Source organism: Enhydrobacter aerosaccus (genome assembly GCF_900167455.1).
GTDB lineage: Bacteria > Pseudomonadota > Alphaproteobacteria > Reyranellales > Reyranellaceae > Reyranella > Reyranella aerosaccus.
Genome location: NZ_FUWJ01000009.1, coordinates 16,842 through 32,122, shown reverse-complemented (window position 1 = coordinate 32,122; position 15,281 = coordinate 16,842). Strand labels below are relative to the sequence as shown.

The window sequence follows — 15,281 nt, the reverse complement described above, 5'->3', positions numbered from 1 at the left end:
CGAACAGATCGAGGCCTGACATGGTACGGACAGCGTTGGTTACGGGCGGCACGCGTGGCATTGGCCGGGCAGTCGCGATCGCGCTCAAGAGCGACGGTCACAGGGTCGCGGTGGCCTATCACGGCAACGAGGAGGCAGCGCGGGCTTTCGCGCATGACACCTCGATCCCGACTTACAAGTTCGACGTCTCCGACTTTGCCGCCTGCGAGACGGCCCTCAAGCAGATCGAACAGGCCGTCGGACCGGTCGACATCCTCGTCAACAACGCCGGCATCACCCGCGACGTGCAGCTTCACAAGATGACGCCGGCCCAGTGGCACGACGTCATCGGCACCGATCTCACGTCGTGCTTCAATCTCTGCCGACTCGTGATCGGCGGCATGCGCGAGCGCGGCTTCGGCCGGATCGTCAACATCTCCTCGATCAACGGCCAGAAGGGCCAGTTCGGCCAGACCAACTATGCCGCCGCCAAGGCCGGCGTACTGGGCTTCACCAAGGCCCTGGCGCTGGAAAGCGCAGTCAAGGGCATCACCGTCAACGCCATCGCCCCGGGCTATGTCGCGACCGACATGGTGGCCGCCGTGCCGCAGGAGATCCTCGCCAAGATCGTCGCCCAGATCCCCGTCGGCCGCCTCGGCCATGCCGAGGAGATCGCCGGCATCGTCCAGTTCCTCGTGAGCGACAAGGCGGCCTTCATCACCGGCTCGACCATCACGGCCAATGGCGGCCAGTACCTGGTCTGAACGAGGCTACGGAGTCTGAGCGACGCTACGGGCGGGGACCGAGCGCCGCCTTCCAGTCGTGGAAGACATCGATATCGAAGCCGTCGGGATAGAACAGCTCTCCCGGCCCATGGCCCGCCTGGTCGGTCGTGCCGTATTGCCAGATGATCTCCTTGGTCTGGCGATCGATCACCAGAACGCGATGGCGCTCGTCGTCGTTTAGGACGATGTCGCCGGTCGGCAGTTCGAGGGCCAGCGAGGGATGGTCGAGCATCTTGTCGCCGCTCTTGACCCTGTACTCCCAGGTGACCTTTCCCGTGCGGGGATCGAAGATCACCACGCCGCCGGGCTTGACATAATCGGCCACGATGACCTGGCCATCGCGCGTCGGATAGGCGTCGGACGGATACTGCACATGCGGCGCGCGCAGGCTCCACACGACCTTGCCGTCGGCCGTCAGGCGCGTGATCCAGGAGTCGGGAATCTCCGTCACCAGGAAATCGCCGCCCTCCAGCGGAGTCACGCCGTTGGGATAGATGAAGGCATGCGGCGGATCATGCCGGCAATGTCCCGCCTTGCCCCACTGGCGGGTCACTTCCGACTTGTCTGTATCGATGAACAGGATGCGGCAGTTGCGGATGTCGGCCACGACGATCGACCCGTCGCGCAGGAGATGCGCGTCGTCGGGAAAATCGAACTGGGTCAGCGCCCGGCCCTTCCGGTCGGGCATGCCGTAATTGAACGTGATCTCGCGCCGGGCATAGTCGACGATGTGGATGTCGTAGTTGTCCTCCTCGTTCACCATCAGGCTCTTGCCGTCGGGAGAGAAGAAGACGTCGTCGTTGCCGCGATAGATGTGAAGATCGGGTGACGGAAACTCCCAGACGATGCGCTTGTCCGGCGTGATCTCGATCAGCCGGTTGTTGCGCCGGTCGGCGATCACGATGGGATAGGGCAGCGGCTTTCCCCACGAGGCGACCGGCTGCTCGCGTGTGCCGGTCGCCGGCGGCGGCGGCGGCAGGTCGACCCCGGACGAGACGGCGCCCGCTCCCAGCATCTCCGGCGTCACCGTAACGGCAGTCCCCGGATCCTCCTTGACCGGCTTTTTCGATTGGCGCAGCGGGTCGGCAAATCCCGCACCGAGCGGCACGCACAGGGCAGAAAGTACGGCGATACAGGCGACGGTCCGGGCGAAGGGGCACAAGGGCATGGCGTGATCTTTGCGGATGGAGAGGGTCGGCGACCATGCGTCGGGAACGATGTCCGGCCGTTGATCTGAATCAACCTGCTCGGCTCAAAGCATCCATTTTCTATCCTTCACGGATGCGCCGGCGCCGCTCTCTTGTTATAGTATTACCTTGAGGAGACAGAGCATGACTCGTGCAAAATCAGGTCGGCGCGCAGTGCTGCAGGCGGCTGGCGCCTTGATCGGCGGTGGCAGCGCCTTGTCGTTCGCCGCGACGGCCAGAGCCTGGAGCCTCGAACCGATCGAACCCGAAGGCCCGATCGGCCTCGCCTATTCCGAGCGCTGCGGCGGTCCGGCTGAACACGCCCGCCTGCAATCGCAGCTCAAGGCCGCCCTGCTCGAGAAGCCGTCGGCCCCGTCATTGTCCGCCCCTTGCCCGATCTGCGGTTGCCCGATCACCGTTCGCCGCTAGCAGACACGCGCGCTTCTAGGAGGCTTTGTGATAAAGGCGTGATCCAGGCGCCTTATCCGACGGCATGAGCCGCGCGCGCCTTGATCCGTCGGTCGTCTTTGATAGAAGCGAAGCCACCTGACTGCGGTGGCACTCAACACCTCGCTCCCTCCTCGTTCGCCCCGCAGTTCCAAGCCACTACCGCCATCAGTCTTCACGGAGTCCATTTCCTAGCGAAGGGATGCGCCGGCAATGAACATTGCGACGAGCAACAGCCTTGCCTTGATCGTGGCGACACTCGATTTTCGTTTATCGTCCTCGCGTTGCCGAGAACCGATTCCCCATCCTTCCGCATCGGCTGACTGATCTTCGTCGGCAGCGATGAAAAGACCTGTCTGTCGATGATCGATCATCGGCGGCGTGGAATGCAGCGGCAACTTCTGGATCGGCAGGATCGTGCGATTTTCCGTTTCCCCATCGACGAGACAGGCGCTGGTACGAGGAACGAACGGCTGGCTGCGGACGATCTTGCCCTGGCCGATGGTCGCCTTGTGCGAGGGAGTCTATTTCTCGCAATTCGGCGAGATCGAATTACGCCTGGTCAAGCATCTTTGCCGACCCGACCAGGATTCGATCGATGTCGGCGCCAACATCGGCACATATCTTCATGCCATGAAAAGGCATTCGCGGCAGGTCCATGCCTTCGAGCCGATCCCGTGGCTGGCCCAACTTCTGTCGAAGAAATTCGGACGCAGGATCATCGTCGAGAACGTCGCGCTGTCCTCCAGCGCCGGCACGGCCGTCCTGCATATCCCGGAGATCGACGGAACACTCGTCACCGGGCTGTCGACACTTTCCGACCGGTTCACCGAACAGACGGCCCACCGCGACATCGTGGTCGAGACCAAGCCGCTCGACGCGGTCTACAGGGGCACTGTCGGCTTCATCAAGATCGATGTCGAAGGAGCCGAGCACAACGTGCTGCAGGGCGCGCGCCGGACGATCGAGCGATGCCGGCCGCGCGTTCTGGTCGAAGCTGAAGAACGTCACGCCCCGGGATCGATTCGCCTCGTCGAGTCCTTCTTCCGGCAACTCGGCTACCGCGGCTACTTCGTGCTCCGGCGACGGCTGCAGCCGATCGAGCGCTTCGATCCAGCCAGCATGCAACGCAGCGAAGATATCGCGGACTATCGGCTCGGCATGCCGCGTTCCCGCTTCGAGCGATACATCAACAACTTCCTGTTCCTGCCGGGCGAGGTGACGAGTTCGACATTGGCGCGGCTCGAGGCGGCGCTCGCGAAGCCAGGCGCCATACAATTCGAGGCGTGAAGCCCCGCCTCTCCTATTGCAGAAGTCCGTGCACTCCCAGGACGGCCGCACCGGCAACGACGATTGCGGCGACCAGCAGCACGCGATGCGCCCTCCGCAGGGAATCGAGCGAACCAAGGGGCGCCCGGCCGGCGAGTGGTTCGACGACGAACAGGATGACCATGAACAGCAACCAGAGCAGCGCCATCGCCGCCATCCACCAGGTGCCGGGCTGCAGGAACCGGTCCCAGACATCGAGTTTCCAGGTCATGTAGAGGCCACTCAATCCGGCCAACGGCACCGAAATCCTGACCTGTGATGAAAACCGCCGTTCGATCTCGGCAAACAGGGCCTTGTCGCGCATCGGCAATACCACCGTCGTCACGAAGCACAGCCCGCCGATCCAGTGGATGACGGCCAGGACATGCACGGCCCGGGCGAAGGTCACATCCTCCATCGCTGCTCGTTCTCCAGAATGACCGTCCGCTGCAACATTGGTGACACTCTTTCCGCGACGCCGCGCCACAGGTACTGCCGCCCTTGCTAACCGGCCCCTCCCGGCCGATTGTATCCGCCTCGGCCAACTTCGCGGCAAGCAGTCCAATGAGTACGTCGACGACAGTGTACCTTCGCGTGATCGGCAAGGGCGGACTTCAGCGCTTGCCCCATGAGGGACCGCTTAGCCACAGGCTGCAGAAGGCTTTCGGCCCGGAGTTTCTGGCCCTGAAGATTCTGAGCTTCGGCAGCATCACCGGGTTCGAAGTCACCTTCCAGCGGGCGCACGGCCTGTCGAGATCGAAAAGCCGCGATCTTTGGCGAACCCGTCTGAAAGACTACGTCGACTCGCATTACGGTCGGCGGATACCGAGCACGACAACCCTCGAATACGAGTGACGAGTGAAAGGCACCGGGCGAGCGCGTCGACCGGTCAGGCTACCGCCGCGTGCCATTCGACGCCGCACGCCGGGCGAAGACGCGCGCGACCTCGGCGAGATTCTCCGTGCCCCAGGAGCATAGCGGCACGAGGGCTTGGGCGAGGCTCCGGCCCAACGGCGTCAGGTCATAGTCCACGCGGGGCGGGACTTCCTTGTGGTCGGTCCGCTTGACGAGACCGTCGGCTTCCAGCTCCTTGAGTTGCTGGATCAACATCTTGTCGCTGGCGTCGCGCACGGACCGCCGCAATTCGCCATAACGAATCGGACCGCCCTGAGCGAGGAAGTACAGGATCAGCGGCTTCCACTTGCCGGCAACGACCCGCAGCGTCGCGTCGAGGCCGCAGGTGAAACCGGGCAATGTCGGCGTGCAGGTCTGGCTTGGCGCCGGACTCTGCGCGGGCGGTGAGATCGGGTGCGAGGCGTCCAACGACATTTCTGGGCACTTACCAAAAGGTTCATACTTGTCGATAGGTGGGTGCGCCGCCAGCTCAGTGCAACCTCACGAAGGAGCACAGGATGAGCAGCAAACTGCAGGGCAAGACAGCGGTGGTGACGGGCGGCGGAACCGGCATCGGACTGGGAGCCGCCAAACGGTTCGTGGCGGAAGGCGCATTTGTCTACCTGTTCGGCCGACGACAGAAGCAACTCGAGTCCGCGGTGGCGGAGCTCGGGACGTCGGCGCGGGCCATACCAGGCTCGGTGACCGATCTTGCCGACCTCGACCGGCTATACCAGACAGTGAAGACCGAGCGGGGCGGACTCGACATCGTGTTCGCCAATGCCGGCACCGGATTGTTCGCACCGCTGGGCAAGATCACGCCCGAGCACTACGACCAGATCTTCGACGTCAACGTGAAGGGACTGATCTTCACGGTTCAGAAGGCCCTGCCGCTGATGAAGGCCGGGTCGTCGATCATCCTGACCGGATCGAGCACGGGCGTGATGGGAACGCCGCAGTTCAGCGTCTATAGCGCGACCAAGGCGGCGGTCCGCAATCTGGCGCGCAGTTGGGCGCAGGACCTGCGCGGTACGGGCATCCGGGTCAACGTGCTGTCGCCCGGACCGACCAGGACCGAGTTGGCGATCGAAGTTGTGGGCGAGGAAGCGCTGACCACTATCGGGGCCGCCACGCCGCTCGGCCGCATGGGCGATCCGATGGAGACCGGAGCGGTGGCGGCGTTCCTGGCATCGTCGGACAGTAGCTTCATGACCGGCGGCGAGGTGTTCGTCGACGGAGGCCTGGCGCAGATCTGAGACCATTGTGCGCGAGGGCTTCGGATTGTGGAAATCGAAGCCCTCGATGCCATGCCTGTGGCCGGGCAAACTGTCGGAGGTGAAGCCTAATCGAGGAGAAGCCGATGATCGATCACACCGGCATCGGGGTCGCCGACATCCGGCGCTCCGCGTTGTTCTATGACGCCGCTCTGGGCGCCCTTGGATGGCGCAGGGTGAGACAGATGCCAGACGATGTTGGAACGGACGGCATCGCCTACGGCGTTGATCATCCGATTTTCTGGATCGATCGCTTTCACCCCCACTCGGTCCGGCAGCACACGGCCTTCGCTGCTTCAAGCAGATCCCAAGTCGATGCTTTCCACGCCGCCGCCCTGGCGGCGGGTGGGACCGACAATGGCAGGCCGGGTTTGCGGTGGCCAAACTACTACGCCGCCTTTGTTCTCGATCCGGACGGCAACAACATGGAAGCGATCTTCCGCGGCGATTGAACCGCCCGGCAATTCCCGGCCTGCGTGCGCTAACGCACACCGCCTTGCGTGTGGACATTTCCCGCACAACCGATGGCAACTTAAGGGCAGAGGCGCCGCTCAGTCCGCACCGATAACTCTCACCGATAACTCTCAAAGGGGGGAGATGGTCATGGTTCGCCATCTTCGTGCGGCCCTGTTGGTCGTTCTTGCGAGCAGTGGTGCAGCTCTTGCCGTTGCGCAATCGCTGCCGCCGGACGCCAGCTACCGGCCCTTGCCGGTGGCCCCGCTTGCCGAGGTGAAGGCAGCCGACGAGGCCCAAAAGGCCGAGGTGATGCGGCTCCAGCGCCTGCTTCTCGAAGAACGTCTCGACCTTTCCGATCGCCCGATGCCGAATGCGATGATGTCGGGAGGACGCAAGCGCATCCAGGATGGTGTCCGGGTCAAGCTGCGCCAAGGCACGACCTGGGACAGCCTCGCAAGCCTGACGCCGGATGAAATCCGCAACCGCGGATTGCTGCCGGCCGGCTTCATGCCGTTGCCTCACGTCAAGCAGGCGACTGGCGGGCAGGTGTTCCCGACCAACCAGATCGACGAGATCGCCCGACAGGAGCAGCGCAACCTGAGGCGCTTCGATGTCGATTTCGACCTGCCGGATCTCTTCACGCCCGAGTTTCCGCCGCCGATCTTCCTGACCACCCACCCTGAACTCGGCGACGTATCGCGCGGCGAGTTGCTGACCATCAAGAACTACTACCATCTGATGGTCGGCTTTCTGACGCCGGTGCAGCTCGAGGGACTGCGCCTCCTGCTGACGCCGTTCCCGCAGGAGGAATTCAATCAGACCGAGGATCGCAAGAGCGCCGACCAGAGCCTGGGCGTCACCTGCCTCGATTGCCACGCGAACTTCCATACCAATGCCGCGTTCCACCAGACTCCCGATGTGAGACCGCAGGCCGCCCGCTTCCGGCTGGATACGGTCAGCCTTCGCGGTCTGTTCAACCAGCAGATCCACGGCTCGAAGCGATCGCTGCGATCGGTCGAGGACTTCACCCAGTTCGAGCAGCGGACCGCCTACTTCAACGGCGATCACGTCAGCGCCCAGCGCAAAGGTGTGAACCTACCCGACCGTTTCGATCAGGTGCCGATGATGGCGCAGATGCAGAACATCATCGACTTCCCGCCGGCGCCCAAGCTCCTGCCGACCGGCCGGCTCGACCCGTCGAAGGCGACCCAACAGGAACTGGCCGGGGAACAGGTCTTCCTGGGCAAGGGCCAGTGCGCCGCCTGCCACGTCCCCCAGACGTCGTTCCTCGACAACAACATGCACGATCTGCACCTGGAGCGGTTCTACAAGATCGGCCAGACCTCGAACGGCCTGGTGATGCTGCCGGACGGCCCGATCAAGACGTTCACGCTGCGCGGCATAAAGGATTCGCCGCCCTATATGCACGACGGCCGGCTGCTGACGCTCCCGGACACCGTCGAGTTCTTCAATCTGGTTCTGGGGCTCAAGCTCACGCAGCCGGAGAAGGAGTCGCTCGTCGCCTACATGCTCGCCCTTTAACGAAGGATGCGAGCCGGTACGGCCCAGTTCGTTCTGCCCCTCGCCGATCCCGGGAGATCAGCATGATGTTGCGCCTCGTTCCGATGTCATTGGTCGCGGTCGTCGCCGTGCTATCGACCGCCGCCGCGCAGACCGCGTCGCCGCGAGGGCCCGGACAAGGCAATCCGGCGGGCACACCAGCCGGCACCCGCGAAGCGACGGCCGGAATGCCGGCACCGCGTCAGTTCAATCAGGCCGATCGTACCTTTCTGGAGCTTGCAACAAAGGGCGCCAACGCCGAGGTGGAATTCGCCCAGCTTGCCGAACGGATGAGCCGCGACACGGCCGTGAAGCAGTTCGCCGAACGCATGACTCGCGAGCATCAGGAGGCGAACAAGCGGATCGCGACCTTCGCGCACAATGCCGGGCTTCCGCCGATGCAAGGCCTCGATCCCGACCATCAGGCCCTTCACGACCGGCTTTCCAAGCTGCAAGGCGCGGCCTTCGACCGAGCCTATGTCGACAGCCAGATCGCCGACCATCAGGTGATGGCGCAGTTGCTGGAATACGAGATCGGTTCGGGCCAGGACAAGGAGCTCAAGGGCCTCGCGGCGGAGCTGCTGCCGACAATCCTGGATCATCTCCAGACCGCCGACGGCGTCCTCGCCACCCTGACGCCGACCGTCGCCAACCGGCGTTGAGCGTCCGGGCCTGCCCGATCGTTGCCGGGCACTATGATTTGCCACGCCATTTATCCAGACTGGGCCGGCCGCCTATTGCGCCGTCACCTCGACTTCGACGGACATACCCAGATATGCGTCGGTCATCCCGAAGAATGTGCCAGCCACCGGCATCGCCTGGGCAATGCTGCGGCCCACCGCGACCGGGATCAGGTTGAAGCCACCCAGGGCACGATGGGTTGGATCGAACGTAACCCAACCCGGACCCGGTAGGTAGATTTCCGCCCAGGCATGGGTCGAGCCCGCGGCGTTCCGGAATTGCGGATCGGGATTGTAGAGATAGCCTGAAACGAGACGCGCCCCGAAGCCCAGGCTTCGTGCCGCCTCGGCAAACAGCACCGCGAAGTCGCGGCAAGAACCCCAACCGCGATCGAGCGTCTGGCGGGGCGACTGAGTGCCTTCCTCCTCCCGACTCTGGTAGCGGATCTGAGCCGCCGTCCCCACCACCAAGTCCTTGAGCAACGCCAGCGTGTCGGTCTCGCTGCCGCGAACGAAGGCGACCGCCCATTCGGCAAGCCGCCCGGCCTTATCGACATATTGCGGCTGCGCGAGTGGCCCGAGATCGACGATCTCATCACTCGAATACGAGAACGGGTAGCGCACTGCCGACGCCGCCACGTCGAACGCCGGCCAACGCTCCGCTGCGAGTTCAACCACCGCGGTGCTATCGATTACGAGTGCGTCGGCGGGCGCGTCGAAGCTCGCGCTTGCGACCGCGTTGCCGAACACGTCGTTGCTCCAAGTGAGGATCGCCGGCGGCGTGACCTCGATACTGCTCGACAGTAGGCGAACCTCCCGGTTCTCGCGCGGCCGCAGCATGAGACGATGCGGCCCTAGCCACACCGGCAAGCGGTAGCTGTAGCGTGTCTTGTGTCGGATGGTGAGAACGACCATCGTGGATATCGGCGCGTCATTTGCCTCGATGTCCAACTTAAAGGGTGACATCCGCGCAAATATATCCCGTCAGCATCCCCTGATATTCGGCCGTTCGCAGCACCATCTGTCGGTTAGCGGCACAGGTCCGATGTTCGGTCCGGTGGCCGCTCACCAATAACCATAAGGATTTTCTCATGACCGACCAGCCGTCGACGGCGACCATCAACGCCGCCTGGGGCGCGCCGTCGTCAAGGGCCGCCACTTCTGATTGCGGGCCTGTCATTCGCTGCCTGTCAGCCCGTGCGGACGCTGCTTTTCCTGCCTGCTAATTTGCCTCCCGGCAAGGCGCGTGCAGTCGTCCCCGTCGATCCCAACGAGCTCGAGGCCGCACAAGCCGCCGACGCGCTAGAAAGCCGCTAGATGTCCAAACCTCGCTTTGTATGGAAGGACTGGCTCGTTCCGCCCGTCCTCTTCCCGCTATTTCTGGCGGCGATGATCGTCGCCTATGCACTCCTGCGCACCCCGACGTAGACCTTGTCCTACCATTTACCCCGTTCGACGCTCGATACCTTTCAGCGTCTGTTCTATGCGGCACGCGATGATGCAAGCGCCGCGACGGCAGCCATTCGATTCTGCGCGAGGATGAATGGCGACACGTTGAGGGAACTTGGCCGAGAGGTTGCGATGGGAGGCGTTGTCGCGCTGCTCACCCTTCCCGCTGCCTGCGAGGAAGCCGCCGCAAAGGCGGACGGTCCGACCGGAATCATCTTGTGGGACGTAGAGCTTGTGCTGGATAGCAGCTTGGGCGACAGCGAGATCCAGATCGATGAGACGGCGGTCAATTGAAGAGCCCCAGGACATGACGGACAAGCCCATAGAATTGGACCGACATCGCGGCATGCAGGCGCAGAAAGCGACTGACCTGCGTCGCCTGCTGGCAGAAGTCGAGGCTAACGAAGAGGCCTTGCGCGTTCGTCAGGAGGAGTTGGAAGCTCAACTGATCGCCGCCCCTTCGGTAGATTGGGACGAAGCGGCGGAGAAAGTGCGTTACGTTCTTCGCCTTTACGCGGCCACCCTTACCACCGAGGACACCCGCGGACGCGCGCTGGTCGCGGCTGTGCTTGCAGATATGGAGCGCCTTACCGCCAAGCCTTCGGCAACTTCGCCCTGACATCTTACGAGAGGGCTCTCTCGACGTTAGGAGTGGCGAGCGGCTCCAACCGACACTTGGAAGCAAGTATAGTTAGCACGATCTTGTTGGAGTTTTCCTGACAGTTGCCCGAGCAATGACAGCACATCCCAACAGCTGTGCTGACGGGACCATTTCGGGGAGGCCCTACGGGTTCAGCGGCGTTCTTGGGAAATGCTGCCAGAACGGACTATCGGAAGCTCGCCGATCTTAGGGCGTCGGCGCCAGATTGAGCGCTCCAGTGAGTGTCCCTCTTTGCGTCAATCTTTTGCAAAAGCCGAGGAATGGTGCCAGGGGCGGAATCGCGAATTCCTCGTAACTAACTGATTTTATTCGATAGTTTATCAGCAGGAAAGCCCACGAGGCCAACAGAAAGGCCAACGGCTTATTCTTCGCCAATAACGAGTAGACGATTCAAGCCCTCGGAGTCGTTCGACATACAGGCGCAAAATCATCCGAATATTCACGCTAGGTCCGCCTATCAGCCACTTCCAGTTCGAATCCCGATCGATCCGCGACGGAGCCCGGGAACTTTCTCTCCGGGCTCGCAGGCGTCGCAAATGAGGCCCGATTTCCGGGCTTTTTCGCGCCTAAAACCACCACCATGCGCCGGCGACTGCTCTACGCGAACGATCCCTCGGCAGTGCCTATTTGATCGCTAAAAGCTCGACGTCGAAAATCAGAGTCGCATTGGGAGGGATTACCCCGCCGGCGCCGCGTGCCCCATAGCCGAGCTCCGGCGGAATGATCAAGGTTCGCTTGCCGCCGACTTTCATGGACGCGACACCCTCGTCCCAGCCGCCAATGACGTGCTTCATGCCGATGGGAAATTCAAAGGGCGAGCCACGGTCGACGGACGAATCGAATTTCCGACCTTTGTTGCCTCCTTCGGACAGCCAACCGGTGTAGTGCATGACGCAGGTCTGTCCGGTCTTGGGGCTCGCGCCCGTCCCAACGGTGGTATCGATGATTTTCAAGCCGGTCTCGGTCGTCATGAGTTTCCCCTAGGTTTGCGCCGCGGCCGGATCGGCAACAACAACAGGCGCGATCGACATCAGCGGGCTGCGTGTCACTAGCACGTGGCCTTTCTTCGGTGAAGTCGCGTGCCTACGCATCGGAAGCAGCCTACGCAGCTTCTGACTGATGGCATTTTCCTGCTTCCAGCATCAGTCTCCATTGTGCACGGCCAATCGCCAAACTCCGTGCAAAGGAGTGATTGCACACTGAGCCCACCAACTCAGTATAATCCCAACTTTTGTACTGAGCCTGCGCGCTTGTCTCGAAGTGGTGGGAACATCGATGGCGTCATTCAGTCGTTTGCGCGCGTTCGTGTCCAATCGCCCTCTCGCTACTGGCCTCCTGCTTGCGAGGGCGGTCTTCGACAGCGGTGTGTCATTCCGGCGCATCGCCTCATCAGCCTGTAGATCAACTAGATGAAGACAGGCGGCATCCTTGATTGGCGCGCTGCGCCCGGCTCGGAGGCCTATCCTTTGGTTCACGCTCTGAACCCGTCTTTTACCTTACCAGGCGCCGCGCCTCTCAGTCGATTACCATCTCCCTACGCACGATGCTCCAAGACCGCGACTGACTCCAACCCGTCGAAGTAGTCCCCGTACCGGGTTAGCGTGTGCAATGCTGCATGGATCGCGCCGCAAGCTCGCGCGATAGCTGTTCCGTCCGCCTCGCCCTTTGAACTCTGGCGCAACTCGCGTTCCATTGTGGCCAGGTGCGATATCGCCGTTGCGCTCTTACCCTCTGCAACAGCGGAAAATGCCGTATCGATCTCGGCTTCCATCTTGAACCGGCGCGCCAGCAGCCGAAGCCGGATGATGGTAGAGCCCATCGACAGCATTGCGACGAAGCGAGCGAGGGGCTCGGCGTCGACCGCGGCAGGCATATCCGCCAGCCGACGATACAGCCGGCTCTCCCAATCACGAAGGCAGTCGCACTGACGGCCCGCCGCCAGACGCCGGAAATCCCGCAGCGTCATTTCGAGGATGCGCGAAGCCCGTGCCGCTGGTGACAAAGGCGGAATCAGCAGGAAGCCGATGGCGGCGGATCCCATGCCGACGACGACCGCTAGCCCCTGGTTGTAGTACTGGACGGTATCAAACGTCATCAGGTTGGCCGGCGCCAGAAGCATGCAGAAGAATATCGCGAACGACTTGAAGACCGACGTCTGCCACGGCTGCAGGGATAGGATGCCCACGGGCACCAGGACACCGCCGATCACGAGTGAAAGCCCGGCGAAGCTTTCCATGCCCGGCAAGATTGCAAACCGCACGATCGCCGCCACAGCGGCGGCGAGGGCGAGGCCGATGGTGAAGGCCCGGGCTTCGGAATAAGCCTGGGCTTCTCGCGGCGAAAACAGGATGACACCGATTGCCGCAAAACTCATGGCCCAGGCGCCGCTCGGCCAGGCGGTGACGACCCAGAACAGCTCAAGGGCAACTATCGTCACAAGCACGCGAACCGCGGCGATGGCGGCCGGCAAGAGATCCGGCCGGTACCAATGCAGACGGCGCCGATATGAAACGGCACGCGTCGGATCGACGAGCGCCGTCAAGCCGGAAGCGGTTTGCGAGAGGCCGCGCAACGCCTGGGCGGTACCATCCGCCAACAGACGCAAGGAGGGCGTGCGGACCGGTAGGACGACCAAGGCGCGAACGGCGCCACGGCAAATGCCGATCAGGCTGCCGGACTGTCCGGTCCAGAGCGAGTTGGCCAGCGGCAATCGAAGGGCTGCCGGATACAGCCGGAAGATGGCCTCCGCCTCGCGTCGATCTTCCTCCTGCAGTTCCTTCAGGCAGTTAGCGGCCGTTCTCCAGCCGGACAAGGCCTCGACCAGGCCATCCGTCGCCGCGCGCAGGGCGGCGACACGGTGACGAAGATCAGAGACTTCTCCGAGGGCTTCATCGACGAGGGGACTGAGCGCCACTATCCTCGTCGCCAAGGCGTGTCGGGCGGGTCGGGCATCCCCCTCCTCCGCACCGGCCCGGGCCAGTGAACGGCCGAAGCGATGGCTGATGTCGCCCGCAAGCGCGGCGAGTTCGGACGCGAGCCGGCGGCGCGCATCCCCCAGATCCGTGCCGGCCAGGACGACGGTCGCACAGACGATGCCGATGCAAATCTCGCTGGCGCGGGTGACTGCCAGAATGAAGACGTCGCCGCCGGGCCCACCAGTGGCTCCCAGTTCGTCTCCGGCAACGATCACGGCCGTGAAACCGGCAAGCGCGGCCCCATATGATGCGGAATCCCTGAGAAGGTTGGCCGTAAAGGCACAGGCGCCGGCCCAGATCGCCATGCCGAGGAGGAAAGCCGCACGATCCTGCGCGAAGCATGCCGTGAGCGCGACGACCGCGGCGGCGCCGACGACCGTGCCGACCAGACGGGCGGCTCCCCGGCGCAGCGACGCGCCGACGCTTGGCTGGCAGACGATCGCCGCCGAGGCACCGGCCCAATAGGCATTGTCGAGCTCGAGCCGGAAGGCGACGTAGAGTGCGAGACAGACCGCGATCCAGAGGCGCAGGCCGAAGAGAATCTTGCGAGTCAGTGCCCAAATGGCCGGCAGCCATCGGCTTGCGCCGGGCCGCGCGACGTCAGGTCGGGAGAGGCCTGACGCTTTGTTGTCCATATTCAGTAATGGTCAGCAGAGGGACGATTCTTGCCGCGAAACACCCCATAGTTGAACGCGAGGTAAACCAGCATCAGCGGAAAGACGAACAGCCCCGCTCCCCAGAACATGAAGGAAAGGCTCTCGTGTGGGGCCGCCGCCCGGTCGATGGTGATGACGAAGGGGATCATATAGGGCCAGAACGACAAGGCGAGTGTCCCAAACGCCGATGCGAAGATGACAGCGACCGAAATGAAGGGACCTGCATCCCAGCGTTGCTTGACGCTTGCCCCCAACAGCAAGGCAGCGACGACACTTGCCATCGGAAACAGAAACAGGATTGGCCGCGCCATCCAACGGTCCATGACCGCCAGGTTCTTGTTCAACGCAAGGGCGAAGACGACGACCAGGAAGAAGAGCAGGCCGGCCGAGAGAATGCGGATGAGACGGTAGGCGGTCTTCTTGAGCTCGCCTTCGCACTTGTAGACAAGCCAGGCCGCGCCAAGTAACGCATAGCCCACGCACAGGCCCACACCGCAGAGCGCGGCGAACGGACTGAGCCAGCCGAAATCGCCACCGACATAATGTCCATTGGACATTGGCAGGCCTTCGACAAGCGCACCGACCGCCGCACCTTGCACGAACGCAGCGACCAGGGATCCAAGAACGAAGCCGCCGTCCCAGACCCAGCGCAGCTTCTCCGACTTGTCCCGGAACTCGAAGGCGACACCGCGCAGGATCAGGCCGGCAAGCATGGCAAGAAGCGGAAGGTAGAACGCCGACAACAGCGTCGCATAGACGACCGGGAAGGCGCCCCAAAGCACGACACCGGTGACGACAAGCCACGTCTCGTTGCCGTCCCAAAGCGGCTCTATGGCCTGCAGGAGCGATAGCCGGCGGCCTTCGTTTGGCATGAACGCGAAGATGATACCAACGCCGAGGTCGAAGCCGTCGAGCAGGACATAGATCAGAATGCTGGCCGCCAGCACGGCCACCCAGAAGGTGATCATCG

Annotated in this window: 17 protein-coding genes and 1 pseudogene; 10 read left to right on the top strand and 8 right to left on the bottom strand. The window is 63.1% G+C overall.

The window, feature by feature from the left end:
• The first annotated feature begins 20 nt into the window (after window positions 1–20).
• Window positions 21–743: an acetoacetyl-CoA reductase gene (gene phbB, locus B5D62_RS24295; protein WP_085936644.1), complete on the top strand. Its 723-nt coding sequence runs from the start codon at window positions 21–23 to the stop codon at window positions 741–743.
• 25 nt (window positions 744–768) lie between these two features.
• On the opposite strand, the gene B5D62_RS24290 is transcribed toward phbB, so the two are convergent.
• Window positions 769–1,932, bottom strand: coding sequence for an outer membrane protein assembly factor BamB family protein (locus B5D62_RS24290; protein WP_085936643.1), 1,164 nt, complete (start codon window positions 1,930–1,932; stop codon window positions 769–771).
• Between the two features lie 163 nt (window positions 1,933–2,095).
• Between B5D62_RS24290 and B5D62_RS24285 the strand changes: the two genes are divergently transcribed.
• Complete coding sequence (locus B5D62_RS24285) at window positions 2,096–2,380, top strand: hypothetical protein (protein ID WP_085936642.1); 285 nt, start codon at window positions 2,096–2,098, stop codon at window positions 2,378–2,380.
• 209 nt (window positions 2,381–2,589) lie between these two features.
• On the opposite strand, the gene B5D62_RS24280 is transcribed toward B5D62_RS24285, so the two are convergent.
• Window positions 2,590–2,796, bottom strand: a complete 207-nt coding sequence (locus tag B5D62_RS24280; RefSeq protein ID WP_085936641.1) for a hypothetical protein — start codon at window positions 2,794–2,796, stop codon at window positions 2,590–2,592.
• 19 nt (window positions 2,797–2,815) lie between these two features.
• Between B5D62_RS24280 and B5D62_RS24275 the strand changes: the two genes are divergently transcribed.
• Window positions 2,816–3,688, top strand: a complete 873-nt coding sequence (locus B5D62_RS24275; RefSeq protein ID WP_139374070.1) for an FkbM family methyltransferase — start codon at window positions 2,816–2,818, stop codon at window positions 3,686–3,688.
• A gap of 13 nt (window positions 3,689–3,701) precedes the next feature.
• Here B5D62_RS24275 and B5D62_RS24270 read toward each other — a convergent pair whose 3' ends face one another.
• Window positions 3,702–4,124 carry a hypothetical protein gene (locus tag B5D62_RS24270; protein ID WP_085936639.1) on the bottom strand — a complete coding sequence of 141 codons (423 nt, stop codon included), beginning with the start codon at window positions 4,122–4,124 and terminating at the stop codon, window positions 3,702–3,704.
• A 146-nt stretch (window positions 4,125–4,270) separates the two neighbouring features.
• Here B5D62_RS24270 and B5D62_RS24265 point away from each other — a divergent pair, with 146 nt between their 5' ends.
• Window positions 4,271–4,561: a hypothetical protein gene (locus B5D62_RS24265; RefSeq protein WP_139374069.1), complete on the top strand. Its 291-nt coding sequence runs from the start codon at window positions 4,271–4,273 to the stop codon at window positions 4,559–4,561.
• 39 nt (window positions 4,562–4,600) lie between these two features.
• On the opposite strand, the gene B5D62_RS24260 is transcribed toward B5D62_RS24265, so the two are convergent.
• Window positions 4,601–4,960: a winged helix-turn-helix transcriptional regulator gene (locus tag B5D62_RS24260; protein ID WP_231714930.1), complete on the bottom strand. Its 360-nt coding sequence runs from the start codon at window positions 4,958–4,960 to the stop codon at window positions 4,601–4,603.
• 158 nt (window positions 4,961–5,118) lie between these two features.
• Here B5D62_RS24260 and B5D62_RS24255 point away from each other — a divergent pair, with 158 nt between their 5' ends.
• The 4 genes from B5D62_RS24255 (at window position 5,119) to B5D62_RS24240 (ending at window position 8,552) form a co-directional block, all read left to right on the top strand.
• Window positions 5,119–5,856 (top strand): SDR family NAD(P)-dependent oxidoreductase, encoded by a 738-nt coding sequence (locus B5D62_RS24255; RefSeq protein WP_085936636.1) that lies wholly within the window; start codon window positions 5,119–5,121, stop codon window positions 5,854–5,856.
• Window positions 5,857–5,960: 104 nt separating this feature from the next.
• Window positions 5,961–6,326, top strand: coding sequence for a VOC family protein (locus B5D62_RS24250; RefSeq protein ID WP_085936635.1), 366 nt, complete (start codon window positions 5,961–5,963; stop codon window positions 6,324–6,326).
• Window positions 6,327–6,477: 151 nt separating this feature from the next.
• Entirely contained in the window at window positions 6,478–7,872 is a 1,395-nt protein-coding gene (locus B5D62_RS24245; RefSeq protein ID WP_085936835.1) for a cytochrome B6, read from the top strand.
• A gap of 62 nt (window positions 7,873–7,934) precedes the next feature.
• Window positions 7,935–8,552 (top strand): DUF4142 domain-containing protein, encoded by a 618-nt coding sequence (locus B5D62_RS24240; protein WP_085936634.1) that lies wholly within the window; start codon window positions 7,935–7,937, stop codon window positions 8,550–8,552.
• A 72-nt stretch (window positions 8,553–8,624) separates the two neighbouring features.
• Here the strand turns inward: B5D62_RS24240 and B5D62_RS24235 are convergent, their stop codons facing one another.
• A complete protein-coding gene (locus tag B5D62_RS24235) occupies window positions 8,625–9,485 on the bottom strand; it encodes a transglutaminase family protein (protein ID WP_085936834.1) in 861 nt (286 codons plus the stop codon).
• A 666-nt stretch (window positions 9,486–10,151) separates the two neighbouring features.
• On the opposite strand from B5D62_RS24235, the gene B5D62_RS33500 reads away from it, so the two are divergent.
• Both B5D62_RS33500 and B5D62_RS24225 read left to right on the top strand, forming a co-directional pair.
• On the top strand, window positions 10,152–10,313 hold the full coding sequence (locus B5D62_RS33500; RefSeq protein ID WP_170921107.1) for a hypothetical protein: 162 nt from the start codon (window positions 10,152–10,154) through the stop codon (window positions 10,311–10,313).
• A 13-nt stretch (window positions 10,314–10,326) separates the two neighbouring features.
• Entirely contained in the window at window positions 10,327–10,638 is a 312-nt protein-coding gene (locus B5D62_RS24225) for a hypothetical protein (RefSeq protein ID WP_085936632.1), read from the top strand.
• Between the two features lie 665 nt (window positions 10,639–11,303).
• Here the strand turns inward: B5D62_RS24225 and B5D62_RS24220 are convergent.
• From B5D62_RS24220 to cydB, 3 genes and pseudogenes are all read right to left on the bottom strand, one after another.
• Window positions 11,304–11,660: pseudogene (locus B5D62_RS24220) on the bottom strand (FKBP-type peptidyl-prolyl cis-trans isomerase); the annotation flags it as partial.
• 554 nt (window positions 11,661–12,214) lie between these two features.
• Window positions 12,215–14,290, bottom strand: coding sequence for an FUSC family protein (locus B5D62_RS24215; RefSeq protein WP_085936630.1), 2,076 nt, complete (start codon window positions 14,288–14,290; stop codon window positions 12,215–12,217).
• 2 nt (window positions 14,291–14,292) lie between these two features.
• Window positions 14,293–15,279 carry a cytochrome d ubiquinol oxidase subunit II gene (cydB, locus tag B5D62_RS24210; protein ID WP_085936629.1) on the bottom strand — a complete coding sequence of 329 codons (987 nt, stop codon included), beginning with the start codon at window positions 15,277–15,279 and terminating at the stop codon, window positions 14,293–14,295.
• Between the last annotated feature and the right edge of the window lie 2 nt (window positions 15,280–15,281).